26 protein-coding genes are annotated in these 26,221 nt (G+C 52.0%); 10 read left to right on the forward strand and 16 right to left on the reverse strand.

The window, feature by feature from the left end:
• Positions 1–26 precede the first annotated feature (26 nt).
• From rfaC to HV261_RS03020, 4 genes are all read right to left on the reverse strand, one after another.
• On the reverse strand, positions 27–986 hold the full coding sequence (gene rfaC / locus HV261_RS03005; protein WP_202037408.1) for a lipopolysaccharide heptosyltransferase RfaC: 960 nt from the start codon (positions 984–986) through the stop codon (positions 27–29).
• 3 nt (positions 987–989) lie between these two features.
• On the reverse strand, positions 990–2,036 hold the full coding sequence (gene rfaF / locus HV261_RS03010; RefSeq protein WP_202037409.1) for an ADP-heptose--LPS heptosyltransferase RfaF: 1,047 nt from the start codon (positions 2,034–2,036) through the stop codon (positions 990–992).
• A gap of 79 nt (positions 2,037–2,115) precedes the next feature.
• A complete protein-coding gene (gene rfaD / locus HV261_RS03015; RefSeq protein ID WP_048227317.1) occupies positions 2,116–3,096 on the reverse strand; it encodes an ADP-glyceromanno-heptose 6-epimerase in 981 nt (326 codons plus the stop codon).
• A gap of 193 nt (positions 3,097–3,289) precedes the next feature.
• Positions 3,290–4,464, reverse strand: a protein-coding gene (locus HV261_RS03020; RefSeq protein WP_137399272.1) for an IS3 family transposase whose coding sequence is annotated in 2 segments (ribosomal slippage) — positions 3,290–4,206 and positions 4,206–4,464 — 1,176 coding nt in all. Because the reading frame shifts where the segments join, the coding sequence is not laid out codon by codon here.
• A gap of 188 nt (positions 4,465–4,652) precedes the next feature.
• Here HV261_RS03020 and HV261_RS03025 point away from each other — a divergent pair.
• From HV261_RS03025 to tdh, 3 genes are all read left to right on the forward strand, one after another.
• Entirely contained in the window at positions 4,653–5,804 is a 1,152-nt protein-coding gene (locus HV261_RS03025) for a glycosyltransferase (protein WP_202037410.1), read from the forward strand.
• Positions 5,805–5,957: 153 nt separating this feature from the next.
• Positions 5,958–7,154: a glycine C-acetyltransferase gene (kbl, locus tag HV261_RS03030; RefSeq protein WP_061066827.1), complete on the forward strand. Its 1,197-nt coding sequence runs from the start codon at positions 5,958–5,960 to the stop codon at positions 7,152–7,154.
• A gap of 9 nt (positions 7,155–7,163) precedes the next feature.
• Positions 7,164–8,189: an L-threonine 3-dehydrogenase, zinc-binding type gene (gene tdh / locus HV261_RS03035; RefSeq protein ID WP_005120462.1), complete on the forward strand. Its 1,026-nt coding sequence runs from the start codon at positions 7,164–7,166 to the stop codon at positions 8,187–8,189.
• 67 nt (positions 8,190–8,256) lie between these two features.
• On the opposite strand, the gene rfaY is transcribed toward tdh, so the two are convergent.
• Positions 8,257–8,943 (reverse strand): lipopolysaccharide core heptose(II) kinase RfaY, encoded by a 687-nt coding sequence (rfaY, locus tag HV261_RS03040; protein WP_202037411.1) that lies wholly within the window; start codon positions 8,941–8,943, stop codon positions 8,257–8,259.
• A gap of 247 nt (positions 8,944–9,190) precedes the next feature.
• On the opposite strand from rfaY, the gene HV261_RS03045 reads away from it, so the two are divergent.
• Positions 9,191–10,225 (forward strand): glycosyltransferase, encoded by a 1,035-nt coding sequence (locus HV261_RS03045; protein ID WP_202037412.1) that lies wholly within the window; start codon positions 9,191–9,193, stop codon positions 10,223–10,225.
• On the opposite strand, the gene HV261_RS03050 is transcribed toward HV261_RS03045, so the two are convergent.
• The 3 genes from HV261_RS03050 to gpmM are packed head-to-tail and all read right to left on the reverse strand — an operon-like array spanning position 10,212 to position 14,024.
• The gene (locus HV261_RS03050) at positions 10,212–11,183 is read right to left on the reverse strand and encodes a divergent polysaccharide deacetylase family protein (protein WP_202037413.1); all 972 of its coding nucleotides are present in this window, start codon (positions 11,181–11,183) and stop codon (positions 10,212–10,214) included. The two genes, HV261_RS03045 and HV261_RS03050, sit on opposite strands and share 14 nt — an antisense overlap.
• Before the next feature lie 3 nt (positions 11,184–11,186).
• Positions 11,187–12,446, reverse strand: a complete 1,260-nt coding sequence (envC, locus tag HV261_RS03055; protein WP_326929174.1) for a murein hydrolase activator EnvC — start codon at positions 12,444–12,446, stop codon at positions 11,187–11,189.
• Between the two features lie 33 nt (positions 12,447–12,479).
• Positions 12,480–14,024, reverse strand: coding sequence for a 2,3-bisphosphoglycerate-independent phosphoglycerate mutase (gpmM, locus tag HV261_RS03060; protein ID WP_202037415.1), 1,545 nt, complete (start codon positions 14,022–14,024; stop codon positions 12,480–12,482).
• 249 nt (positions 14,025–14,273) lie between these two features.
• On the opposite strand from gpmM, the gene HV261_RS03065 reads away from it, so the two are divergent.
• The 5 genes from HV261_RS03065 to cysE all read left to right on the forward strand — a co-directional run bounded on the left by HV261_RS03065 (position 14,274) and on the right by cysE (position 17,441).
• Positions 14,274–14,705 (forward strand): rhodanese-like domain-containing protein, encoded by a 432-nt coding sequence (locus HV261_RS03065; RefSeq protein WP_005120473.1) that lies wholly within the window; start codon positions 14,274–14,276, stop codon positions 14,703–14,705.
• 52 nt (positions 14,706–14,757) lie between these two features.
• Positions 14,758–15,009 carry a glutaredoxin 3 gene (grxC, locus tag HV261_RS03070; protein ID WP_003024152.1) on the forward strand — a complete coding sequence of 84 codons (252 nt, stop codon included), beginning with the start codon at positions 14,758–14,760 and terminating at the stop codon, positions 15,007–15,009.
• 45 nt (positions 15,010–15,054) lie between these two features.
• Positions 15,055–15,522 carry a protein-export chaperone SecB gene (secB, locus tag HV261_RS03075; protein ID WP_003024155.1) on the forward strand — a complete coding sequence of 156 codons (468 nt, stop codon included), beginning with the start codon at positions 15,055–15,057 and terminating at the stop codon, positions 15,520–15,522.
• Positions 15,522–16,541: an NAD(P)H-dependent glycerol-3-phosphate dehydrogenase gene (gpsA, locus tag HV261_RS03080; protein ID WP_137382092.1), complete on the forward strand. Its 1,020-nt coding sequence runs from the start codon at positions 15,522–15,524 to the stop codon at positions 16,539–16,541. The genes secB and gpsA overlap by 1 nt, the downstream gene beginning before the upstream one ends.
• A 78-nt stretch (positions 16,542–16,619) precedes the next feature.
• Positions 16,620–17,441: a serine O-acetyltransferase gene (gene cysE / locus HV261_RS03085; protein ID WP_003024160.1), complete on the forward strand. Its 822-nt coding sequence runs from the start codon at positions 16,620–16,622 to the stop codon at positions 17,439–17,441.
• Positions 17,442–17,526: 85 nt separating this feature from the next.
• Here the strand turns inward: cysE and trmL are convergent, their stop codons facing one another.
• The 6 genes from trmL to HV261_RS03115 form a co-directional block, all read right to left on the reverse strand.
• Complete coding sequence (trmL, locus tag HV261_RS03090; protein WP_202037416.1) at positions 17,527–18,000, reverse strand: tRNA (uridine(34)/cytosine(34)/5-carboxymethylaminomethyluridine(34)-2'-O)-methyltransferase TrmL; 474 nt, start codon at positions 17,998–18,000, stop codon at positions 17,527–17,529.
• A 46-nt stretch (positions 18,001–18,046) separates the two neighbouring features.
• Positions 18,047–19,387, reverse strand: coding sequence for an MFS transporter (locus HV261_RS03095; protein WP_202037417.1), 1,341 nt, complete (start codon positions 19,385–19,387; stop codon positions 18,047–18,049).
• A 320-nt stretch (positions 19,388–19,707) separates the two neighbouring features.
• Complete coding sequence (gene lldD, locus HV261_RS03100; RefSeq protein ID WP_202037418.1) at positions 19,708–20,886, reverse strand: FMN-dependent L-lactate dehydrogenase LldD; 1,179 nt, start codon at positions 20,884–20,886, stop codon at positions 19,708–19,710.
• Entirely contained in the window at positions 20,883–21,659 is a 777-nt protein-coding gene (lldR, locus tag HV261_RS03105) for a transcriptional regulator LldR (protein WP_202037419.1), read from the reverse strand. The genes lldD and lldR overlap by 4 nt, the downstream gene beginning before the upstream one ends.
• Entirely contained in the window at positions 21,656–23,311 is a 1,656-nt protein-coding gene (gene lldP, locus HV261_RS03110; RefSeq protein ID WP_202037420.1) for an L-lactate permease, read from the reverse strand. Before lldP ends, lldR begins: the two co-directional genes overlap by 4 nt.
• A gap of 261 nt (positions 23,312–23,572) precedes the next feature.
• Entirely contained in the window at positions 23,573–23,935 is a 363-nt protein-coding gene (locus tag HV261_RS03115) for a YibL family ribosome-associated protein (RefSeq protein WP_202037421.1), read from the reverse strand.
• Between the two features lie 292 nt (positions 23,936–24,227).
• Here HV261_RS03115 and HV261_RS03120 point away from each other — a divergent pair, with 292 nt between their 5' ends.
• A complete protein-coding gene (locus HV261_RS03120; RefSeq protein ID WP_137382084.1) occupies positions 24,228–24,434 on the forward strand; it encodes an SNARE domain-containing protein in 207 nt (68 codons plus the stop codon).
• Between the two features lie 11 nt (positions 24,435–24,445).
• On the opposite strand, the gene mtlR is transcribed toward HV261_RS03120, so the two are convergent.
• Complete coding sequence (mtlR, locus tag HV261_RS03125; protein WP_137382083.1) at positions 24,446–25,036, reverse strand: mannitol operon repressor MtlR; 591 nt, start codon at positions 25,034–25,036, stop codon at positions 24,446–24,448.
• A complete protein-coding gene (gene mtlD, locus HV261_RS03130) occupies positions 25,033–26,181 on the reverse strand; it encodes a mannitol-1-phosphate 5-dehydrogenase (RefSeq protein WP_202037422.1) in 1,149 nt (382 codons plus the stop codon). The genes mtlR and mtlD overlap by 4 nt, the downstream gene beginning before the upstream one ends.
• Positions 26,182–26,221 lie beyond the last annotated feature (40 nt).

A 26,221-nucleotide genomic window follows, 5' to 3' on the forward strand; every position in this document is an offset into this window, starting at 1 on the left:
TTAACATATCTGCGAAACCTGAATAATTACAGCAGCGCTATGTGAGAATAAACCTGAGTGGGTTCAAGCAAAGCAAGCTTTCCTTCCGGGGCACGACATGTGACCTGATTCTTCCCGTATCCCCCAATCAACCCCGGGTCCGTAGGGCCATATAGCGTAACATTCGGCCGATCCAGCGCGGCGGTCAAGTGGCTTAATCCGGTATCAACGGATACCACAAACTTAGCGCCGGCTAATATCCGGGCGACATCCCCAAGACTCATGCGCGGTAAAACGTCTACGTAATCAAATCCTTCTGCCAGTCGTCTGGCTCGCGCTTCTTCATGCGGAGCACCCCAGGGGAGCTTAATACGTATTCCTGCGTGATTGAATAAGCCAATGAGCTCCCGCCACTTCGCTTCCGGCCAGTGCTTGTCATCACGAGTAGTGGCGTGCAGGAAGACGGCATACTGCCCTGCATCGGCATTGCGTTCATTCAGAAAATGCTGTGCAATCGCGTAATCACCCTGCGACTGGGGTTTGGCATACCCCAGACTTTTCGCGAACAGCTCACGAGTACGTTCAACAGCATGCTGTTGTTTGGCGATATGATGCTTACGGTTATAAAACAGACTCGCCAGCGGTTCGCGCGCAGTACTCCAGTCCATACCATGCTTAATGCCATGCGCCAGACGTGTGACCAGCGCGGCGCTTTTTACCAGCCCCTGCGCATCGATAACCACGTCATAGTTCTGTAAACGCACCGCATCGCGAAAAGCTTTGCGCTCCGCTTTAATGGGGGCGGAAAACCAGGCTTTACGCCAGCGGCGAATCGCCACCGGGATCACACGGTCAACGGCCGGATGCCAGGAGGGGATTTGAGCAAACCCTTCTTCCACTACCCAATCAAACTGAATATCCGCAATGGCCTGCTGCGCATCTGTTAGTGCGGGCAACGTATGCAGCACATCGCCCATGGACGATGTTTTAACGATCAGAACCCGCATCCGTCAGACTTCCTCTTGTAACAACAGGTTATTCAGTTCTTCCAGTACGCGCTGAGGCGTGATGTCAATCAGGCTCTGGTGATACCCTTGTGCAGCATCCCCCTTACGCACCTTGTGATACCCCGTAATCAGGCGAATCACGCGAGCTTTGTGGGAGAGTGGTGGAGTGAAATCCGGGCTGCTGGGGCCATACAGAGCGACCAGCGGACGATTTAGTGCGGCAGCCACGTGCATCAAACCGGAGTCATTGGTGACCACGGCTTTACAGGCGGCGAGAAGAATAACGGCCTGCTCCAACTGCGTTTCACCAGCCAGGTTCCGACACCATGCCTGCTGTTCAACGCTCAGTGCAGCCAGAATCTCATTGCCAGCTTCATGATCCTTAGCCGAGCCAAACAGGACAATCTGATGACCTTCGTCGATCAACTGCTTTGCCAGTTCAGCATAGTGGTAATGTGGCCAACGTTTCGCTGGACCAAATTCTGCACCAGGGCAGAAGCCGATGATTGGACGTTCAGCCGAGAGGGAAAATTGGCTACAGGTAAGTGATTTTTCGCCTTCACTGACCTGCAATTGCGGCCACAGCAGCGGCTGTGGTAAATCTTTGGCTGTGAGCATCACGCCTTTATCGTACGCTAACGCGACATAGCGCTCGACCATCAGCGGCCAGGCTTCCTTATCCAGTACACGTGCGTCGTTCAGCAGACCATAGCGCATCTCGCCACGCCAGCCGGTACGATGAGGAATACCCGCGAAGAAGGGTACCAGTGCGGATTTAAATGAGTTCGGCAGGACGTACGCGCGATCGTAGCGTTTATCACGCAAACTGTGGCCCAGTTTGCGGCGCTCGCCAATCTCCAGTGCGCCGTGTCCAAGCGGCATGGCGATAGCATCGTTGACTTCAGGCATGCGCGATAATAACGGACGGCACCATGCAGGTGCCATCACGTCGATTATTGCCTGGGGATAGCGCGCCTTGAGCGTGCGATAGAGACTTTGCGACATCATCATGTCGCCCACCCATGACGGGCCTACCACCAAAATCTTCATTCACTTCATCCTTCAAGCTGTCTCTGCGTTGGCTGCCTGCGTTCACTCCGGTCACTTACTCTTGTAAGCTCCCGGAGATTCACTTAGTTGCCGCCTTGATACCGCTCGAATGATTTTGTGAATTTGTAGCGTTGTCGCGGTTCAGCCAGGCCATATATTCCGTCACGCCTTCGGCAACGGTTTTGAACGGTTTGTCATAGCCCGCAGCGCGCAGGTTAGTCAGATCCGCCTGAGTAAATGCCTGATAGCGGCCCTTCAGTTTTTCCGGGAACGGAATGTACTCAATGCTGCCTTTTTTGTGGTATGCCAGCGTGGCATCCGCGACGGCCTGGAAAGACTCTGCGCGACCAGTACCGAGGTTAAAGATGCCGGAAACGCCGTTTTCCAGGAACCACAGGTTTACTGCCGCAACATCGCCGACATAGACGAAATCACGTTTGAAGTTTTCACTGCCTTCGAACAGCTTGGGTGTTTCGCCGTTGTTGAGCTGAGTATTGAGATGGAAAGCTACGCTCGCCATGCTGCCTTTGTGACCTTCACGTGGCCCGTAGACGTTGAAATAACGGAAGCCAACGATCTGAGAATTTGCTTCTGGCAGGATCTGGCGTACATATTCGTCGAACAGGAATTTTGAGTAGCCATAGACGTTCAGCGGCTTCTCATATTCACGAGATTCGATGAAGTCAGAGGTACGACCGCCGTACGTTGCTGCAGAAGAGGCATACAGGAAAGGAATTTCACGCTCCAGACAGTAGTGCAGCAGCTCTTTGGAGTATTGATAGTTGTTGTCCATCATATACTTGCCATCCCACTCGGTCGTGGAAGAACACGCGCCTTCGTGGAAAATTGCCTCAATATCGCCGAAATCTTCTCCAGCCATAATCTGGATCAGGAAGTCTTCCTTATCCATATAGTCAGCAATATTCAGATCCACCAGATTCACAAACTTGGTGCCGTCTTTTAGGTTGTCCACCACCAGAATATCGGTGATGCCTTTGTCATTCAGGGACTTAACGATGTTGCTGCCGATAAAGCCCGCGCCGCCGGTAACGATGATCATATATGTAACCTTCGAATTATGGAGTCAGAGACAATCTCAGACACGAATACCTCTAATCATATCACTACATGGCGTCGGCTTCAGCAGTACGTCACGACGTGTGGCGTGTGACCTGTGTACTGATTATTGCTTCAGTCATTCTTAATTGAAATAGTTAGGGCCTGGTGGTGTATGATTCACGTAGTTGTAGTGGTCAACAAAAACTGGCCACAGCTTTAGAGTTTTTCCAGAACAATCGTTCTGATTCATTCGGCGTCAAACCACCATTATATTGATGAGGTCTGAGCTGGCTGTAATATCCTGTGATGTAATTCGTTATTGCCGTGCTGGCTTGGCTAAAATTCGCGTAGCCATTATCCGGTACCCACTCTGTTTTCAGGCTTCTGAAGAACCGTTCCATTGGGCTGTTATCCCAGCAATTTCCCCGGCGACTCAGGCTTTGCTTTATCTGATATCTCCACAGTAACTGTCTGAAATTCCTGCTGGTATAGTGACTGCCTTGATCCGAGTGATACAGTAAATTAGCCGGTTTTCCCCGTGCTTCCCAGGCCATCGACAGGGCTTTACCTGTCAGTGCGGAATCAGGGAAAAATGACATCGCCCAGCCAACCGGTTTACGGGAAAACAAATCGAGTACAACAGCCAGATAAGCCCAGCGTTTTCCCGTCCAGATATAAGTCACATCACCACACCAGGCCTGATTAGGCTCGGTAACAGCAAACTGGCGATCCAGATAATTAGGGATCTCAATGTGTTCCTTAGACGCCTTCTTATAACGATGGCCAGGTTGCTGACAGCTGATAATATTGAGCGCTTTCATCAGCTTTGTTGCCCGCCAGCGGCTCAGTTTTATACCTTTGGTGGTGACCATTGCGGCAATGCTTCGCGCTCCTGCTGAACCGTTACTTTCGCGATAAACTTCACGCACAAGGCTCAGTAATGCCACTCTCGTGGCGTCAGGCTTCCTGGGCTGCCGCCAGTATTTATAACTGCTGCGATGAACCCCAAACACGTTGCACACAACGGCAACAGGAAACCGCGCCCTGAGTTTCTCAACTAATGAGAATTGTTCAGGGAGTCTGACATCAAGAGCGCGGTAGCCTTTTTTAATATATCCCGTTCCATTTCAACGCGTTGAAGTCTTTTCTTCAACTCACGTATCTCAATCTGCTCAGGTGTCATGGGTGAAGCTATGGGTGATTTTCCCGCTCGCTCTTCTTTCAGTTGTCGAACCCATTTATCCATCGTGGATTTGCCGACATTCATCGCAGTGGCAGCGGCGGCAACGGTGTAATGCTGATCGAGTACAAGCTGGGCAGCCTCGAGGCGAAACTCGGGGCTAAAATTGCGTCTGTTACGTCCGGTCATAATGTCACCTGTTTTGACTATGAGGTGATGATATCACCTCTATTCAGGTGGCCAAATTCACTATGCCACTACAAGTGAATGTGTATTCAGGCGCGCGGTGCCGGCTTTTTCGGAGCCATCAACGAATCAATAAGCAAGGTAAAGCACTGTGTTGGGGCTGACAATAGTCGTTGGAATGAAAATAACATATGCAACTTAAGAAGATAATTATTACAGGTTATGAAACAAGTGGCCTCGGCGGTATGGAGACAGTATGTATTAATCTGGTGAAGCTGCTGCGGATGCAAGACCCTGATATTGATGTCTCCTTTGTTTTCTTTAAGAAAAATAATAATAGCAATGTCAATATTGGCTGGCTTACGGGGCAGCGCTATTGTCATCTTTCTTCTAATATAAAAATAACTAAATTAAGAAGATTAAGTTTTGCTTATGGTTTGCGAAAAATTATACATCAGGAAAGTCCTGATGTAATTATATCCCTGGATACGCTTTCATGTTATATCAGTCACGTTGCAAGAAAATATACAAGCAAGCAGGTTAAAATATTTTCATGGTTTCACTTCTCTATTTTTAACTTCTACAAAAATAATTACAAGAAAAAAATCAAGTACATTAATAAAGCTGACTATCATCTTTCAATTAGCTCTGGGATAACTCAGCAACTCATTGAGATGGGAATAGAAAAAAGCACTATTGCAACGATTTACAATCCCGTTGCGCGATGCGATATCCGTATCCCTACCCCTGAGAAGCATGCCCGGTTTGTGTATGTAGGCAGGGTTGTAGCAGATGGACAGAAAAATGTACGTAGTCTTTTCAACGGGTTGGCTAAACTAAAAGGGAAGTGGTCCTTAGATATTGTCGGCACTGGCCCGGATGTTGATACCTTAACGGCATTAGCTGAAACGTTGGGGATTAGCGAAAACATTCACTGGCATGGTTGGCAGAAATCACCGTGGGAATATATTCAAAATACGCTGAAAAATATCACCTGCCTGCTGCTAACTTCCCATTTTGAAGGTTTCGTTATGGTTCTGGTTGAAGCCAGCGCTCACGGTGTTTATGCCATTAGCTCTGATTGTGAAACGGGGCCAGCAGACATTATCAAAGAAGGGATAAACGGTAATTTATACCCGACTGATGAACCAGAAAAATTTGTTTCCTTGCTGCAGGAAATCGTTGATGGCAAAGCGTTGCCTGCCGGCGAGCAGATTCAGCAGGCGATTGAGGAATTCTACGAAGACAACTATATCATTAAGGTTAATAAGGCCTTTGCTATGGCAGGATTTACTCTGGCACCGTCATCAGCGTCTCAGGTCATTGATGACGCGACAACGTAAGTCAGGTTGTGATGCCAGGTCTGTCATTCCTGAAAGGTTATGTGGGTACACGTGATTTATGCTGCATTTTAGACAAGTCATGATGAGTCATCTCGTACAAACCAATAGCATTGGGTAATATGTGCTGAAATTTGCCCAGTCTGGAGAATTGCAATGCGTGGGAATTTTTATAAGCAGTTAACGAACGATCTGGAAACCGCACGCGCGGAAGGGTTGTTTAAAGAAGAGCGCATTATTACGTCTGCTCAGCAGGCTGATATCACCGTGGCTGACGGAAGCCATGTTATTAACTTTTGTGCGAACAACTACTTAGGGCTGGCTAACCACCCGGAACTGATTGCAGCGGCAAAAGCGGGTATGGATTCTCACGGATTTGGTATGGCCTCGGTGCGCTTTATTTGTGGCACTCAGGACACCCATAAGCAACTGGAGCAAAAACTGGCTGCGTTCCTGGGTATGGAAGATGCCATTCTTTACTCTTCTTGCTTTGACGCCAACGGCGGCCTGTTCGAAACGCTGCTGGGAGCAGAGGATGCCATTATCTCTGACGCCCTGAACCACGCCTCTATTATCGATGGTGTGCGCCTGTGCAAAGCGAAGCGTTTCCGCTACGCCAACAACGATATGCAGGAACTGGAAGCGCGTCTGAAAGAAGCGCGTGAAGCAGGTGCCCGCCACGTATTGATCGCCACCGATGGCGTGTTCTCAATGGATGGCGTTATCGCTAACCTGAAAGGTGTATGCGATCTGGCAGACAAATATGATGCGCTGGTGATGGTAGATGATTCTCACGCGGTAGGCTTTGTGGGTGAGAACGGCCGTGGCTCTCATGAGTATTGCGACGTGATGGGTCGTGTGGACATCATCACCGGCACGCTGGGCAAAGCACTCGGCGGCGCATCGGGTGGTTACACTGCGGCACGTAAAGAAGTTGTTGAGTGGCTGCGTCAACGTTCTCGTCCGTATCTGTTCTCTAACTCACTGGCTCCGGCAATTGTTGCCGCTTCCATTAAGGTGCTGGAGATGGTTGAGGCGGGTAGCGACCTGCGCGACCGTCTGTGGGCGAATGCGCGTCAATTCCGTGAACAAATGTCCGCAGCAGGCTTCACGCTGGCAGGGGCCGATCACGCGATTATTCCGGTAATGCTCGGTGATGCGGTTGTTGCACAGGCGTTTGCCCGCGAACTGCAAAAAGAGGGGATTTACGTTACTGGATTCTTTTATCCAGTGGTTCCAAAAGGCCAGGCGCGTATTCGTACCCAGATGTCTGCGGCACATACCCCTGAGCAGATTACGCGTGCAGTCGACGCGTTCACACGCATTGGTAAACAACTGGGCGTAATTGCCTGAGGATGTGAAATGAAAGCGTTATCCAAACTGAAAGCGGAAGAAGGCATTTGGATGACCGACGTTCCTGAACCGGAAGTCGGCCATAACGATTTGCTGATTAAAATCCGTAAAACAGCCATCTGCGGGACTGACGTTCACATTTATAACTGGGATGAATGGTCGCAAAAAACCATCCCGGTTCCAATGGTTGTAGGGCATGAATATGTCGGTGAAGTTGTTGGCATCGGCCAGGAAGTTAAAGGCTTCAAAATCGGCGATCGCGTTTCTGGTGAAGGCCACATTACCTGCGGACATTGCCGTAACTGCCGCGGTGGCCGTACTCACCTGTGCCGCAATACGACCGGTGTCGGCGTAAACCGTCCAGGCTGTTTTGCACAATATCTGGTGATCCCGGCGTTTAACGCCTTTAAAATCCCGGACAATATCTCCGATGATTTAGCTTCCATCTTTGATCCATTCGGTAACGCGGTACACACGGCGCTGTCGTTTGATTTGGTTGGCGAAGATGTGCTGGTTTCCGGTGCGGGTCCGATTGGCATTATGGCTGCTGCGGTAGCGAAGCACGTTGGTGCACGCCACGTAGTGATTACCGATGTTAATGAGTACCGTCTGGAGCTGGCGCGTAAAATGGGTATTACCCGCGCAGTCAACGTCTCGAAAGAGAACCTGACCGACGTGATGGCCGAACTGGGGATGACCGAAGGGTTCGATGTGGGTCTGGAAATGTCTGGTGCACCGCCAGCGTTCCGCACCATGCTGGACACCATGAACCACGGTGGCCGTATTGCCATGTTGGGGATCCCGCCATCAGACATGTCGATAGACTGGACGAAAGTTATCTTTAAAGGTCTGTTTATTAAAGGTATCTATGGTCGCGAAATGTTTGAAACCTGGTACAAGATGGCGGCACTGATCCAGTCCGGTCTTGATCTGTCGCCGATCATCACCCATCGATTCTCGATTGATGAGTTTCAGCAGGGCTTTGATGCCATGCGTTCAGGCCAGTCCGGGAAAGTGATCCTGAGCTGGGATTGAGTGCGCAGCGTGCATTCAATGTTAATTACGGCCAGATATCGCTATCTGGCCGTATAAACCATAGATTTTATTTTCCGCGGATCTTTCTGGATAACGATCTTATATTTTCTTTAAGCAGGATGAGTTTATAAATTAACCCTCTGCCTTTAACGTTAATATTGTATTTTCGTTGTAATGCCAGAATGTCATTTGCCTGACAGACCTTCATATTTCCCTTGCAGGACAGGTCAATAATCCTTAACTCACCCGTTGGTGTGCGAATGAAATTCCCCGGGTGAATATCATTTGATGCCAGTCCGGCCTTGTGAAGACGCAGCACGCATTGTTTTACCTCGTCAGCATTCTGCTGGTTAATTTCCCTTAAAGGAACACCTTCAATATATTCATGAATGGTATAAACATCATGACACTGGCGAAAACGTGTTTTCTCAGCAGCATAATAGAGATCGGCAGTACAGATGCGCATTTCCGGCGGGAGCTTGTCCAGCTTCCTGATCAGCCGGGAATAGAAAGGACCGGAGGTAAAGTTCTGTAATTTTTTCTCAAATCGAGGATCAACTTCACGGTCATTTTTGATGATAAATTTTTGTGAGTTGTACTCGACCAACTCCACGCTGCGCAATGCGTTACCACTGCTCAGCGGTTTGCCACTGATTTCTTTCTTTATATACTTATTCATCAGTAGCTTAAGGTCTTTTTTAGTCTCTTTGCAATAGACCGTATAACCTTTTTCGTGTGTCTTACTGATGGCCATCTTTTCCCTCAATATCAGTCTATAGAGTACGTTAATTCATAGGGATAGAGTATACAGGTTGTGCACCCCGATATGTAGACGATCTGAGCTATCATCAACCTGCTGAACGCAGGCGTGGCGGGGTATCTTTCTCAAATCGGACGCTTTCGCTGCAGCGTTTCTGCCCATAAATACGTTCTAACCTTAATAATTCCTTAATGAAACTGTAGTAAAAGTCATCAGCGTAATGACAAACCTGGGTTAGCTGATGAGAAACCGCGCAAGTATGTTGAGTGTTATTATTCCGTTGTATAACGTGGGTGATAGTTTTCGGGATTGCATGGAATCTTTGATCGCACAGACATGGACTGCGCTAGAGATCATCATTGTGAATGATGGTTCAACGGATAACTCTGTTGATATTGCACAACATTATGCGGATAACTATTCCCACGTGCGGTTGTTGCATCAGGCTAACGCAGGGGCATCTGTAGCGCGTAACCGTGGCCTGGAAGCGGCCAAAGGGGATTATGTTGCATTTGTCGATGCCGATGACCTGGTTTATCCCAATATGTACGAAACCCTGATGACCATGGCAATTCAGGATGACCTGGATTTAGCCCAGTGTAATTCCGACTGGTGCATTCTCGAAACGGGACACACCTGGCAATCAATACCGACGGATCGTCTTCGGTCTACGGGGGTGTTGACCGGCCCTGACTGGTTACGTATGGCGTTGGCTTCACGCCGCTGGACACATGTGGTGTGGATGGGAATTTATCGCCGGGATGTTATTGAGAAAAATAAAATAACGTTTATTCCGGGGTTACATCACCAGGATATTGTCTGGACGACGGAGTTTATGTTTAACGCTGTACGCGTGCGATATACCGAACAATCTTTATATAAATACTTCTTACATGATAAATCAATCAGCCGTCTTAAACGACAAGGTTTAAAAAATCTCAACTACCAGCGGCACTATATTAAAATTACGCGGTTATTGGATAGGCTGAATCGTGAATATGCCGATCGGATTACTATTTATCCGGAATTTCATCAGCAAGTCACCTATGAAGCATTACGCGTATGCCATGCGGTCCGTAAAGAACAGGATGTGCATATTCGTCAGCGTATGATCGCAGAGATTTTTGTCTCGGGTATGTATAAACGCATGATAACTAACGTACGCAGTGCCAAAGTATTGTATCAGGCACTGCTATGGTCATTCCGTTTATGGAAATGGCGCGATAAAACATCAACGCCTTCGCGTATTGCCCGAAAAGCGCTTAATCTACGTTAGCGTTCATGGTGCTGGGTGAAGATGTGTTCCCCCAGCCCTGCCACTGCAGTCTCATATACTGCACCAGCGTGCTTTGTGTGATGCTTTCCCCTAGCACGCTAAAGAATCGGTTGGCGTAAACCGGCTCCAAAGGTTGTTTCGGTTTGCACAATTTTACCCCACGGAAAGGATTACGGGGTGCATCTGGCGTACCGTTTCTCGGTGGAGTGAGGTTAGGCCTGGAGGTATCGACCTGCGGCTCATTAAGCAGGCTGCTCGGACGAACCAGCGTAATATCAGCTGGCAGGCTATACAGCATCTGCTGCAGTACGCGTACCGTAGAAGGGTGAGGGTGCCCGATGGCAATCGCTGATCCGTTACGGCGAGCAAGATCGACTGCACGATTAAACTGACGGCGAATATCCGCTTCGTTTTGTGTATCGTCGAGGAAGACTTTGCGTTTGATGACCTTCACCCCGGTTCCTGCCGCTGCGCGCATGGCCTGGCTGTTGCCGATGGTCATACTGTCGAGGAAGTAGAGGTCGTAGCGTTCCAGAGCTTGCATCACTTTCTGCATGCCGAACAGGCTGGACGTCATCGCACTCCCCATGTGGTTGTTCAGTCCCACTGCATACGGCACTTTGCTTACCGCGTCGCGAATAATCCGTTCAATTTCTTCGCTGCTCATCTCCGGGCGTAACGTGTCTTTCTCCAGCGGTTGCTTGCTCAGTGGAGCCATCGGCAGATGGATCAACACTTCATGTCCACTGTTATGCGCTTTAGTCGCCATTTCACGTGCATGTGGCGCGTTTGGCAGAACGGCAACGGAGACAGTGGAAGGCATTGCCAGCACCTGGTTTTCCGTTTGCGGACGATAACCGAAATCATCAATGACGATAGCAAGTTTGCCGGCGAAAACAGGTGTTGCGAATGCCAGCAGGCTGGCGAGTGAGAGCAAAGTACGACGAAACTGAGGCAAAAGTTATCTTCCCAACCACGGCTGTGGATTGACCGCCTGACCCTGGCGACGAATTTCGAAATAGAGTGCTGGCCTGCCCTGACCACCGCTGCTACCCACAAGTGCAATAGGCTGCCCGGCGCGAACCTGCGTACCCACGCTGACCAATGCGCTTTGGTTGTAACCGTACAGGCTCATATCGCCTTTACCGTGTTCAACCACGACGACCAGTCCATAGCCCTGCAACCAGTCTGCCAGAATGACGCGACCATCGGCGATGGCTTTGACTTCGGTACCTTCGGAGGCACCAATAACCATCCCTTTCCAACGTAGCTCACCTTGCAGCTGTTCGCCATAGCGATGCAGCGTTGGACCACGAACGGGCCAGAACGCCTGACCGCGTGGTGAGCCCAACCCGCCGGTACGAGACATCAGTGATTTCTCGCTTTCGGTTGGCTTATAGGTTGAGCCTTTGCGTGATGCTTCCTGCTGCTTATCACGTACAGCCTGCGCCTCACGCGCTTCACGCTCTGCGCGGGCTTTCGCGGCGGCTTCGGCTCGCGCAATACTGTTGCGCAGACGGGATTCGTTGGCTCGCATCTCGCCTAACTGCTGCTGGCCCTGCTGAATGGATGATTCCAGGCCCGCGAGTGTTTTTTGACGTTCATTACGCGCCTGCTCCAGTTTTGCCTGCTGAGCACGCTGTTCGTACAGCAGCGTCTGCTGTTCGCTTTGCTTATCTTCCAGCTCAGCTTTCTGCGAATCGACCTCTTCGCGGGTTTGCTTCAGCTGTGCGATAGTCTCCTGGCGCGCCTGGTTCAGATAGCCGAAATAGGCCTGCAGGCGTTGTCCGCGCTGAGTCTCTTCACCACTGAGGATCAACTGAATACCAGTATGTTCACCCTGGCGAAACGCCGCATCTAACTGGGCTGCCAGACTGCGCTCTTGCGCTGCCCGCTGCTTTTCCAGCTTCGCGATAGACGCGTTCATCTCGGCGATTTGTGCATTCAGCTGTGCCAGGGAGTTTTGCGTTTCGCGTAGCTGTCGTGCCGCTGCGGCGATGGCTTGTTCCTGAGCTTTAAGCTGAGCAAGGAGGGTGGCGCGTTGTTGCTGCTGCTGGCGTACCGCGCGTTCTTTTGCCGCGATATCGGCCTGAATGGATTTGAGCTGATCGCGCTCGTCCGCTTGGGCGGAAAAGGCGCACAGCAATACGCCAGCGCTAAGCGCGCTGGCGTAGAACAAGGGCCTGACTGAAAACTTCGGTAGTTTCACGGCCCATGTGATGGTATTAATCGCCTTTCCCCTCATGGGGAGGGATTATTCCACGATGAACAGCGGCTTACCAGTCATCTCTTGCGGGATTTCCATACCCATCAGCGTCAGCATTGTCGGGGCGATATCAGAAAGTTTACCGCCTTCAACTGCTTTGACGTTTTTGCCACCAACATAAATCAGCGGAACCGGCAGGTTGGTATGCGCGGTATGTGCCTGACCGGTAGACGGATCGCGCATCTGCTCTGCGTTCCCGTGGTCTGCGGTGATCAGCAGTTGGCCGCCAACGGATTCAACGGCTTTAGTCACTTGCTCCACGCAGTGATCCAGCGCTTCAACCGCTTTAACCGCCGCTTCCATCACCCCAGTATGGCCAACCATGTCGCCGTTCGGGTAGTTACAGATGATGGTATCGTATTTACCGCTCTCAATCGCAGCAACCAGCTTCTCAGTCAGTTCTGCAGAGCTCATTTCTGGCTGCAGGTCGTAGGTAGCGACTTTTGGCGAGTTGATCAGGATGCGGTCTTCGCCTTTGAACGGTTCTTCTACACCGCCGTTAAAGAAGAAGGTCACGTGCGCGTATTTTTCTGTTTCAGAAATACGCAGCTGGGTTTTGTCATTCTTCGCCATCCACTCACCAAGGGTGTTGGCCAGAGACGCTGGTGGGTAAGCCACCGCGGTTTTGATGTCGGCAGCGTATTCAGTCAGCATCACAAAGTTGAGGTTAACGACTTTTTTACGTGCGAAGCCATCAAAATCAGCGTTTACAAACGCACGGGTAATTTCACGCGCACGGTCAGCACGGAAGTTCATGAAAATCAGCGTATCGCCATCTTCCATTGCGGCATCAGCCTGGCCTTCAGCGCGGATCACGGTCGCTTTTACGAATTCGTCGTTCTCGTCGCGAGCATAGGCAGCCTGCAGACCCGCTACTGCGGTATCGGCCTGGAATTCACCTTTTGCCAGCGTCATCAGGTCATAAGCCTGTTCAACGCGATCCCAACGGTTGTCGCGGTCCATAGCGTAGTAACGACCGATGATGGACGCTACGCGGCCTTTGCCCAGCGCGGCAAATTTCTCTTCGAATTTCTGCAGTGAATGTTCAGCGCTGCGCGGCGGGGTATCACGGCCATCAAGGAAAGCGTGCAGATAGATTTTCTCAGCGCCACGTTCAGCGGCCATTTCTACCATCGCCATTATGTGATCTTCGTGGCTGTGTACGCCACCGGCAGACAGCAGGCCCATGATGTGTACCGCTTTGCCGCTATTTTTGGCCTGGTCGACTGCGTTGGTCAGCACCGGGTTAGCGAAGAAAGTCCGTTCTTTAATTTCCACATCCAGACGGGTCAGATCCTGATACACGATACGGCCCGCGCCAAGGTTAACGTGACCCACTTCAGAGTTACCCATCTGGCGATCGGGCAGGCCGACTTCCAGGCCAGACGCATCAATCAGGGTATGCGGACGTTTTGCCCACAGGGCATCCATTACCGGGGTTTTGGCATTAAAAATAGCGTTATCCTGGCTGTCTTCACGATAGCCGTAGCCATCCAGAATCACCAGTACCATAGGCTTTTTAGAAACCGACATTGCGACAACCTCACACTTAATAGATAAAAAATAATTGCGTAATTTTACTACAGCTGAATCGATAAAGTAGCCCCAGAAGATCAAATAATCGACCAGAGCGGTTCGGGTAGGGGGGCGATTTGTGTTTTTTTTTCCGTAGCGCCCCGCAAAAATGCAATCCAATGCATGCTCTGGCTGTATTTGCGCCAACGCGCAGGTATACTCCTTTCCTGGTTTTTTTAATCACTGAGTCGGGAGTTGTTACCCCCCATGCAAGAAATTATGCAATTTGTTAGCCGCCACCCTGTCTTGAGTATCGCCTGGATTGCGTTACTGGCGGCGGTATTGTTTACCACGTTTAAGAGCCTGACCTCAAAAGTGAAGGTAATTACACGCGGCGAAGCGACACGTCTAATCAATAAAGAAGATGCGGTGATTGTGGATTTACGTCAGCGCGACGACTTCCGCAAAGGTCATATCGCAGGCTCCACGAACCTGCTGCCGAGCGAAATCAAAGCCAATAATTTTGGCGAGCTGGAAAAACACAAAAACAAACCTGTTATTGTGGTTGATGGCTCAGGCATGCAGTGCCAGGATTCCGCAACTGCGCTGATTAAAGCCGGTTTTGAACAGGTATCTGTACTGAAAGACGGCGTAGCGGGCTGGAGTGGCGAGAATCTGCCACTGGTTCGCGGCAAGTAATTTACCCGTCTTCTTTCGTACCGCAGGGTAAAAAGAACACTGGAGATAAGTCATGGCCAATATTGAGATCTATACCAAAGCAACCTGCCCGTTTTGCCATCGCGCAAAGGCGCTGTTGAACAGTAAGGGTGTGAGTTTCCAGGAACTTCCGATTGACGGTGATGCCGTGAAGCGTGAAGAGATGATCAAGCGCAGTGGCCGTACGACGGTTCCGCAGATTTTTATTGATGCACAGCACATTGGCGGTTGTGACGACTTGTATGCGTTGGATGCGCGTGGTGGACTGGATCCCCTGCTGCGTTAAGGCGTACCGAAGTATTTAAAGGACAACACTAAGGGTTTTCTAAACATGTCAGAACAAAATAACACTGAAATGGCTTTCCAGATCCAACGTATTTATACCAAGGATGTGTCTTTCGAAGCGCCAAATGCACCGCATGTTTTCCAGAAAGATTGGCAGCCAGAGGTTAAACTGGATCTTGATACCGCATCTACCCAACTGGCAGATGATGTGTATGAAGTAGTGCTGCGTGTCACCGTTACGGCTTCTCTGGGCGAAGAAACTGCGTTCCTGTGCGAAGTTCAGCAGGGCGGTATTTTCTCCATCAGTGGTATTGAAGGGACTCAGATGGCGCATTGCCTGGGTGCATACTGCCCGAACATCCTGTTCCCGTATGCCCGCGAATGCATCACCAGCCTGGTTTCACGCGGTACGTTCCCGCAACTGAACCTTGCGCCGGTCAACTTTGATGCGCTGTTCATGAACTATTTACAGCAGCAGGCTGGCGAAGGTACTGAAGAACATCAGGATGCCTGATGAACCAAAGTAATGCTTCAATGACTGTGATTGGTGCCGGCTCGTACGGCACCGCTCTTGCTATCACCCTGGCAAGAAACGGCCACCAGGTTGTCCTGTGGGGCCATGATCCCAAACATATCGCGACCCTTGAGCACGATCGCTGCAACGTCGCGTTCCTCCCTGATGTGCCTTTTCCCGAAACGCTGCGCCTGGAAAGTGATTTAGCTACTGCGCTGGCCGCCAGCCGTAATATTCTGGTGGTGGTGCCGAGCCATGTCTTTGGTGAAGTGCTGCGCAAGATTAAACCGTTGATGCGTGCTGACGCGCGACTGGTTTGGGCGACAAAAGGACTGGAAGCAGAAACGGGACGTTTGTTACAGGATGTCGCGCGTGAAGCGCTGGGGGATGAAATTCCGCTGGCCGTTATCTCCGGTCCTACATTTGCCAAAGAACTGGCGGCGGGCATGCCGACGGCGATTTCTCTGGCCTCAACGGACGAGACGTTTGCTGACGATCTCCAGCAGTTACTGCACTGTGGCAAAAGCTTCCGCGTCTACAGCAACCCGGATTTCATTGGCGTGCAGCTTGGTGGCGCGGTGAAAAACGTGATTGCGATTGGCGCGGGGATGTCTGACGGCATCGGCTTTGGTGCTAATGCCCGTACGGCATTGATAACCCGTGGGCTTACCGAAATGTCGCGGCTTGGTGCGGCATTGGGCGCTGATCCTGCCACCTTCATGGGGATGGCTGGTTTAGGCGATCTGGTGCTGACCTGTACCGACAACCAGTCGCGTAACCGCCGCTTTGGCATGATGCTCGGACAGGGCATGGATGTGCAGGGCGCGCAGGACAAGATTGGTCAAGTGGTTGAAGGCTATCGCAATACAAAAGAAGTTCGTGAGTTGGCGCACCGTTTTGGTGTCGAAATGCCAATAACCGAGGAAATTTATCAAGTATTGTATTGCGGAAAAAACGCGCGCGAGGCAGCATTGACGTTACTAGGTCGTGCACGCAAGGACGAGCTGAGTCGCCACTAGCTGCAAGGAAACTGTTGAATATAACGACCCGACCCGCGAAGAACGGGTCGGTCGTTTTGCTACCTTCTGGAGTACGCAATGCCGTGTGAAGAACTGGATATTGTCTGGAAAAATATTAAAGCGGAAGCCCGGGCACTGGCGGAATGTGAGCCAATGCTGGCCAGTTTTTACCACGCAACGCTGCTCAAGCATGAGAATCTCGGCAGTGCGCTGAGCTATATGCTGGCGAACAAACTTGCTTCTCCGATCATGCCCGCCATTGCGATTCGCGAAGTTGTGGAAGAGGCTTATGCGGCCGATCCTGAAATGATTGCCTCGGCGGCCTGCGATATCCAGGCTGTGCGCACGCGTGACCCGGCAGTCGATAAATATTCCACCCCACTTCTGTACCTGAAAGGCTTCCATGCGCTGCAGGCCTACCGCATCGGCCACTGGCTATGGCATCAGGGGCGTCAGGCATTGGCGATCTTCCTGCAAAATCAGGTCTCCGTTACCTTCCAGGTGGATATCCACCCGGCGGCAAAAATTGGTCGCGGAATTATGCTCGACCACGCTACAGGCATTGTGGTGGGTGAAACGGCGGTCATTGAAAACGACGTATCTATTCTGCAATCCGTCACGCTTGGCGGGACCGGTAAAGCAGGCGGCGACCGTCACCCGAAAATTCGTGAAGGCGTGATGATTGGCGCTGGCGCGAAAATCCTTGGCAATATCGAGGTTGGACGCGGCGCGAAGATTGGCGCAGGCTCTGTCGTTCTCCAGCCTGTACCGCCGCACACTACCGCCGCAGGCGTTCCGGCGCGTATTGTCGGCAAGCCCGACAGCGATAAACCGTCCATGGATATGGATCAGCATTTCAATGGGATACATCACACGTTCGAATACGGCGATGGCATCTGATTTCGCGCTATGCCCGGTGGTGCAGTGCTTACCGGGCCGACAAACCTCGTAGGTCGGATAAGGCGCTAGCCGCATCCGACTAAAATCAACTACGTAATACTGCGCCGGGATATCCCAACTGGCGCCAGGCCTCATACACCACCACCGACACTGCATTTGACAGGTTCATGCTGCGGCTGTCCGGCATCATCGGAATACGAATTTTTTGTTCGGCAGGCAAGGCATCAAGAATGCTGGCTGGCAGGCCGCGTGTTTCCGGGCCAAACATCAGGTAATCCCCATCCTGATAGCTTACCGCACTGTGTGCAGGCGTACCTTTGGTCGTCAGGGCGAACAGACGTTGCGGATGTTCTGCGGCGACGAAGGCGGCGTAATCAGGGTGGCGTAGCACGGCGGTAAATTCGTGGTAGTCCAGCCCCGCGCGACGCAGCCGCTTGTCGTCCCAGGCAAAGCCCATTGGCTCAATGATATGCAGACGAAAACCGGTATTGGCGCAAAGGCGAATGATATTACCGGTGTTTGGCGGGATTTCTGGTTCAAATAATACGATGTTAAGCATACTGCCCCCTTAATAGCGGGGGGCAGAATAGCAGAAATAAGGGGGACTATGCGACGGTCAGAGACTGCGGTTTATAGCGTTGCAGCTTATAAACCGTCGCGGCAGCGGCGACCAGCGCTGGAAGGCTGAGGAACATCAGGATGCTGTCGGCCTGCCATTGCAGGGAGAGCAGTTGGGCGCTCATCATGGTGCCGGCCACGCCACCAAAGCGGCCCACACCTTGCATCCAGGCAATGCCGGTTGCGCGGCAATGAGTGGGATAAAACGTTGCAGCCAGCGTCTGTAGCCCGGACTGCGCGCCGTTCATGGTAATCCCCATCAGGAAGATCAGTGCGCCGAACAGAACGATGTGGTTATGCTCAAAGCCGAGTGCGAGGGCAAACAGCATCGTCAGCATAAAGCCAAGTGAAACCACTTTGTGTGCTTCCCAGCGATCCATCAACCAGCCGGCCAGCAGGATCCCTGCCGTGCCACCGAAGGTGAATAGCGATGTCAGCCAGGCGGACTCTGCCAGCGGGTAGCCCATTCCCAGCATCAGCGTTGGCATCCAACTGAGCAGTACGTAATAGATCACCAGCCCCATAAAGTAGGTCATCCACAGCATCAGCGTGCCCGGTAACCAGGGCATACTGAATAGCTGCGCTACGCTGCCTTTTTTGACCGCCACCCGATCTTCTTCCAGGTAAAACTGGGTGACCTGCTCCAGGCTCCCCGACATAAAGCGTTGGGCAATGCGTTTGATTTGTGCGATCTCTTTGCCACGGTGAACCAAATACTTCACCGATTCTGGCAGGAACAGTACCAATAACACGGTGAGCGCCAGCGGGGCGATTGCGCCAGCCAGCAGTACGCTGTGCCAGCCGTGACTGGGAATGAGCCAGGAGGAGATAACCCCGCCACCCGCAGCACCAAGGGGGAAGCCGCAGTACATGGTGTTAATGGCCATTGAACGGCAGCGTTTAGGGGCAAATTCTGAGACCAGCGTGATGGCATTGGGCATTGCGGCACCGAGCCCAAGGCCGGTGAGGAACCGCCAGAACGTTAACATATTTAGCGTCTCGGCATACGCTGTACCCAGGCTGGCGAGCCCAAAGAACAGGCAGGAAAAGACCAGTACGCGCTTACGTCCCATACGATCGGAAATTGGCCCGGCCAGCAGTGCGCCAAATGAGAGTCCCAATAGCGCGGCACTCAATACCGGTCCCAGATCTTGTTTCTTGATGCCCCAGTCAGCAGAGAGCGTGGGGGCAATGTAGCCCATTGCCGCCGTATCGAATCCATCAATGGCTAAAACCAGAAAGCCCAGGACAATAATGACCCAGTGAAACCGTGAAAAAGGAGTGTCATCTATCGCCTGCTGGATATTCACTTTTCCGGAATAAGCCATGTTACCCTCGCCCGTTATGATGGTTGTGATCTACCCGTCATACTTCAAGCTGCATGTGCGTTGGCTTTACTGGCTCACCCCAGTCACGTACTTATGTACGCTTCTGAGATTCGCTGCGTTGCCGCCTTCCTGCAGCTCGAATTATTTAGGGTACATGTATAAAATGCTGTTGTATTAGCTTGTATATACATTTGGCAGGCGGATAAAAAGTTGTCAAATATATTGGTTATAAATGTTAAGCAGTCGTTACTTTTGCATAAAAAATGGTCGGACCGAAAAACAGGCCGACCATTAAGAGAAGAGGCTGTATGAGGGTGTGATTATGCAGCATCACCCCGAGCGAGCGGAGGCAGGGTTTTGCCCAGTTCCTGAACCAGCGAGTCGTGGCTGATTTCGCTAATGGATTTCGCGCCAGTCAGGGTCATGGCCACTTTCATCTCTTTTTCGATCAGGTTCAGCAGATTCGCCACACCAGCCTGTCCGTGTGTCGCCAACGCGTACAGGTAAGCGCGACCCAACAGGACGCTATCAGCACCCAGCGCAATCATACGCACGACGTCCAGACCGTTACGTATCCCGCTGTCGGCCAGGATAGCGATATCCCCTTTGACCGCATCGGCAATGGCGGGCAGCGCACGAGCAGAAGACAGTACACCATCCAACTGGCGACCACCGTGGTTAGAAACAACAATGCCATCTGCGCCAAAGCGTACCGCATCGCGGGCATCTTCCGGATCGAGGATCCCTTTGATCACCATCGGACCCTCCCAGAATTCGCGGATCCACTCGAGGTCTTTCCAGGAAATAGACGGATCGAAGTTATTTGCCAGCCAGCCGATGTAATCCTCAAGGCCGGTAGGTTTGCCAAGATACGTCGAAATATTGCCTAAATCATGCGGACGACCATTCAGACCAACGTCCCATGCCCACTGGGGATGGGTGACCGCCTGCCAGTAACGGCGCAGCGCCGCATTCGGGCCGCTCATACCGGAATGGGCATCACGGTAGCGGGCGCCAGGCGTGGGCATATCGACAGTAAAGACCAGCGTGGAGCAGCCTGCCGCTTTGGCGCGCTCCAGGGCATTACGCATAAAGCCGCGATCGCGCAGGACGTACAGCTGGAACCACATTGGGCGTTTGATGGTCGGGGCGACTTCTTCAATCGGGCAGACGGAAACCGTAGAAAGCGTAAATGGAATACCTTTGGCGTCAGCGGCGGCGGCGGCCTGAACTTCACCCCTACGCGCATACATGCCACACAAACCGACCGGGGCTAATGCCACCGGCATCGACAATTTTTCGTTGAACAGAGTGGTTTCCAGACTCAGGTCGGACATGTTCTTCAGCACGCGCTGGCGCAGCGCCACTTCCGACAGGTCTGCCACGTTACGGCGCAAGGTGTGTTCTGCGTACGCTCCACCGTCAATATAGTGGAACAAGAAAGGGGGTAGGATGCGCTGGGCTGCGGCGCGATAGTCGCTGGCTGCTGAAATAATCATGTGTTGTTCTCCCTGCTATTCTCACCAGGATCACCGGGCAGGCGGGTGATACGCGCCTGGCGGGCCTGATCTTCATCAAATCGTTTAATTGTGGTGTGGACGAAACTAAGGTGCGCCATCATGGACTTCCGGGCGCCGTCGGCATCCCCGGCAACGATGGCGTCCAGCACCGCCTGATGTTGCTCCGTCAACTGTGAAAAAACGGGCGGTACCAGATACATACGTTGGCGGCTCTGTTTAACCGAAGATTGCAGGACGTCGAAGAAACCGCGCATAGTTTGTAGCAGCACCACGTTGTGCGACGCTTCGGCAATGGCGAGGTGAAAACGCACGTCTGCCTGCGAGGCGAGATCGGGGTCTTCGCTTTGCGTGGCGTCGAAACAGAGCCGGATTTTCTCTTTATCGGCGGCAGTGGCACGCATGGCGGCATGCCAGGCGGTGCTGGCTTCGATGGCGTGACGGGCTTCCAGAATATCGAAACTGTAATCGGGATCGTCTGCCATCAGCGTTTTCAGCGGCTGAACGATGTTTTGTTCAGACCACGCCTCATGCTGCCAGCGGACAAACGTCCCACCGCCGCGGCGGCTGATCAACACCCCTTCGCTCACCAGCTTGGCTAACGCCTCACGCAGCGAGTTGCGTGATACGCCCAGTTGTACGGCCAGTTGGCGCTCCGCGGGCAACTTCATGCCCGCTTCCAGCTGTTGTTCTTCAATCAGCGCCCGCACACGAGATGCAACCTCGTCTGACAGGCGTCTGGGCATCACAATCATGGAATCATCCAGGTTAAGACATAGGCCTGCAGTGTGGTGATAACACCCACCATGCAGGTGAAAATCAGGCTGTGTTTGACGGTGAAGCGGAACAGGTCAGACTCTTTACCCACCAGTCCCACTGCCGCACAAGCGATGGCGATAGACTGCGGAGAGATCATCTTGCCGGTTACGCCGCCGGTGGTATTTGCCGCTACCATCAGTACGTCAGAAACACCGATTTGCTGCGCCGCCGTTGCCTGTAGCGCTGCGAACAGGGCGTTTGACGAGGTATCAGAGCCCGTCAGGAACACCCCCAGCCAGCCGAGGAACGGCGAGAAGAAAGTGAACGCGCTGCCCGTGTGCGCCAGAGCCAATGCCAGGGTTGATGAAAGCCCGGAGTAGTTAGAGATAAATGCGAATGCCAGTACCATCCCGATGGAGTAAATAGGCAGCGCCAGATCTTTCAGCGTGCTGCCAAAGGTCTGCAGTGCGGCAGAGGGTTTCATCTTCAGCCAAACGATAGACAGCAGGGCGGCAAACAGGATGGCGGTGCCGGTCGCTGAGAACCAGTCAAATTTGTACACTGCGGCATACGCTGTGGCTTCGTGTACCACCGGCGGCATACGGGCAACCAGCTTGTCGAGGAACGGAACCGGAATATTGACCACCCAGTGGTACATCGCGCCGCCGGGTGCAAACAGCGCTTTAAACGGCGGTACGCTCCACAGTGTGACGGTGGCGGTCAGGAACAGGAACGGTGACCAGGCGCGTACCACCTGGCCAGCGGTGTAACGGGTGCGCGACAGGTCCATATCGACCTGTGAAGCGCCCATATCGCCAAAGCGGAAGATGCGTACCGGTTGCCAGCGCTTCAGGAACAGCGTCAGACAGACCAGCGAAACCAGAGAAGAGATAATGTCCGGCAGTTCCGGCCCGATAAAGTTAGAGCTGAGGTACTGCGCGATAGCAAATGAGCCGCCAGCGACCATCACCGCAGGCCAGGTTTCTTTGACACCACGCCAGCCATCCATAATCGCCATAATCCAGAACAGTACGATAATCGTCAGGAACGGCAGCTGGCGGCCAACCATCTGGCCAATCTCAAAGCTGTCCAGCCCGGTGACCTGACCGGCAACCAGAATAGGGATGCCCATCGCACCAAACGCCACCGGCGCGGTGTTGACGATCAGGCACAAGCCTGCTGCATACAGTGGGTTAAAACCAAGACCAACCAGCAGTGCGGCGGTTATCGCCACCGGTGCACCGAAGCCCGCGGCCCCTTCGAGGAACGCCCCAAAGGAGAAACCGACAATCAGCATTTGCAGGCGCTGGTCAGGGGTAATTGAGAGAATGGATGAGCGGATGATGTCGAACTGCCCGGTTTTCACCGAGATTTTATAGACAAACACCGCTGCAATGATGATCCAGGCTATCGGCCACAGACCATAGAAGAAGCCGTATACCACGGAGGCCAGGGCGTGATCGACCGGCATCTTATAGAACAACAGGGCAACCGACAGGGCAATCACGACCGTCCATGACGCCGCAACATAACCTTTCAGCTTGAGCTTAATCAGCGCGAAGAAAAAGAACAGGATCGGTAGCGATGCTATCAGGCTGGAAAGCCAAATGTTACCCGCCGGGTCGTAGTTTTGTTGCCAGAGATTCATTGCAGGTCTCCTGAGGGCCTTCAACATAATGGAATGAGTCTTTGCTCATCTCTTCGTCACATTATGTGTAAAAGTGGCCCTGCCAATATTGTTGTGTAGGGATAATGACAACGAATGGTTAACCAGATGTTATTTATTGGCAACGGTATTGTAGGGTAATTTTAACGAAATGTGAGGGGGTATTCGGATCTGGTGATAATTGGTAGGGCCAATTGACGGGGAAGCAGGAGGCCGGGCAAACGGACGTTGCCCGGAGGGTAATCAAAACTCAGTCTTTGAAAAGCCGGTCATCTCTTTCAGGCCCATTTCACGACCCAGTTCGGTCATCGGGTGTACGACTACCAGGCCGCGCACGCTTTTCTTCAGCTTACCCATGTCTGCTTGTTCTTTTTTGGTGATGGCGCGGCGGAAGGGGAGCTTAGAGAGCTTTTGCGCTTCTTTGCTCAGCTTCTGACCATGCACTTCACGCAGACGCGCAATCTCGGTTTCCAGCGTTTCTTTCTCTTGCTCCAGCTCGGCATATTTGTCGGCGGCTTCAACCAGCGAGAGGTCAGCCTGCTGGTGGCGGATGGCGTCCAGACGATCGCTCAGGCGTTTAATTTCGTTTTTTTCGACTTCTTTCATAGGATAGCTTCTGATAAAAATAGGATGAATATCCTATAGTATGCGCGCAGAGCGGGATTATTCACAACTAATCGAAGATAAATAATCAAATACCGCAAGTATTACTCCGCTAATGATAATGCTAGTGTTTTGATTAATATTGAATTTTAAGCGATAAGATCGGCGATGGTGCTTTTTATTTGCAGGTTCATAGTGAAGCACGTTTTCCTCAATGTAATTGCTCAACCGATCCTAAACTTAAATCATCGACCGCGTAGGCCGTACGCGGAGAATACATGGAGGATTGGTCATCATGGCGAAAATAGGTGAGAACGTTTCTATTCTTATTGATAAAACTATCGATTTTATGGCTTCAAGCCAGGCTTTCCGCGAGTATTTGAATAAAACGCCGCCGCGCAACGTTGTCCCTTCTGAAGTGCCGCAAGAGAATGCCGAGCTGTATCTGCAACGCCTGGCGTACTATCGACAGCTGTACCGGCCACAGCAGGAAGAGAAGTAAAGCGCACCGCTTTATTTTTGAAAGGCTTTTTTTAAGCTGATTTTAGAAATCAGCTCGGTCAGGGAAAGCACCATCGTGGAGCGTACCATTTGCTGGTAGCGCTGGATTTGCATGGCGTGCAGACCCGAGTCTGAGGTATCAAACTGCGGGGGGGGCGGGAGCGCCGTCACGCAGTGCAGCTCACCAAATGGCCCGAGAATTTCGTCATCGGTGAACGCATATTCATTGCCGTCGTGATTTAACTCTTCACGCAGTGCCATCAACAGTTCCGCATCTTCATACTCCGGACGACTGAGTACGCCCAGGCCGTAGATGAGCTTCAGACGCACTGAAAGATCGCCCAATGGGCCATCGCCGTCGAGTAACGGTTCTACGGCATATTTCACCGCATAGTCGTCTTTGCGAAATACCTGAAGCACCAGGATATTCACCGCCTCGGTGAGTAATTCTACGGCGGTGATGAGGAAGCTGCGTACGGTTTTGCCAGCATTCAGACGCTCAAGCACACGATTTTCAAAGGCCTGTGTTTGTTCCATTATTGCCTGCATATCTGACAATCTGTCATGTCGGCGCAGGATGGCCTGCGCCGTATTCTGTATCATTTGGTTGCGTTATATGCGTTAACCGCCTCCGCCACCACGTCGCTGTTGGCATCCAGTCCGGACACCTGTGCCAGCGCGGCCTGTGGGCCTTTTTCGTCAATCAGTGCAGCCAGTTCCTGCGCCTGCGGGTCTTCTGCACTGCGGTAATGCATCGCTGCAGCAATACCCTGCACCAGATTAACGTGCGGCAGACCATATTCCAGCGTGCCCAGCAGGGGTTTAATCAGACGGTCGCCTGCGCTCAGTTTACGCAGCGGCTGACGGCCAACGCGCTCAACGTCATCTTTCAGGTACGGGTTTTCAAAACGACCGAGGATTTTCTGAATGTATGCCGCATGTTTTGCTGCATCAAAGCCATAGCGTTTGATCAGTACCGCGCCGCTCTCTTCCATTGCACCTTTTACCACTGTGCGGATTTTCTCGTCGAGAATCGCGTCACGGATGGTCTGATGACCGGTCAATTTTCCGAGGTACGCGGTTATAGCATGCCCGGTGTTCAGCGTGAAGAGTTTACGTTCGACAAATGCCATCAGGTTATCAGTTAATTCCATTCCCGGGATGTTCGGCAGCACGCCTTTGAACTGCGTTTTGTCGACAATCCACTCACTGAAGGTTTCGACGGTGACTTCCAGCGGATCGTGGGTCGCAGAAGCAGATGGCGGAACAATGCGGTCCACGGCAGAATCGACAAAGCCAACATGTTCTTCAACCCAGGCTTTGTCTTCATCTGCCAGCGCGTTCATTACGTGGCCTTTCAGCTGCGTGGTTCCGCGCACCATGTTTTCACAGGCGATGATATTCAGCGGAGTGGTGATGCCCTGAGTTTTGCGTTTGACCAGCCCTTTGGCGATGGCCGGTGCGATACGCTCAAGTACAACCGGACCCACAGCCGTGGTGATTAAATCAACGTGGGCAATCAGGTCGACGACATCATCGCCGATGCTGCTAACGGCGTTAACGCCAGAAACGGTATCGACCTGCTCATTTTCACCGACAACATGAACCTGATAGCTATGACGGGCATTCAGGGCATCGAGCACGACCTGGTTTACATCCGCGAACGTCAGCTGTATCCCCGCGTCCGCCAGCAGTTTGCCGATAAAGCCACGACCGATATTACCTGCGCCAAAATGTAATGCTTTCATAGTATTAACCTTCATTAATGTTTTTACCCAAGAGGGCTGG

Origin of the sequence: Citrobacter sp. RHBSTW-00671 (assembly GCF_014103415.1) — a bacterium.
Classification (GTDB): Bacteria; Pseudomonadota; Gammaproteobacteria; order Enterobacterales; family Enterobacteriaceae; genus Citrobacter.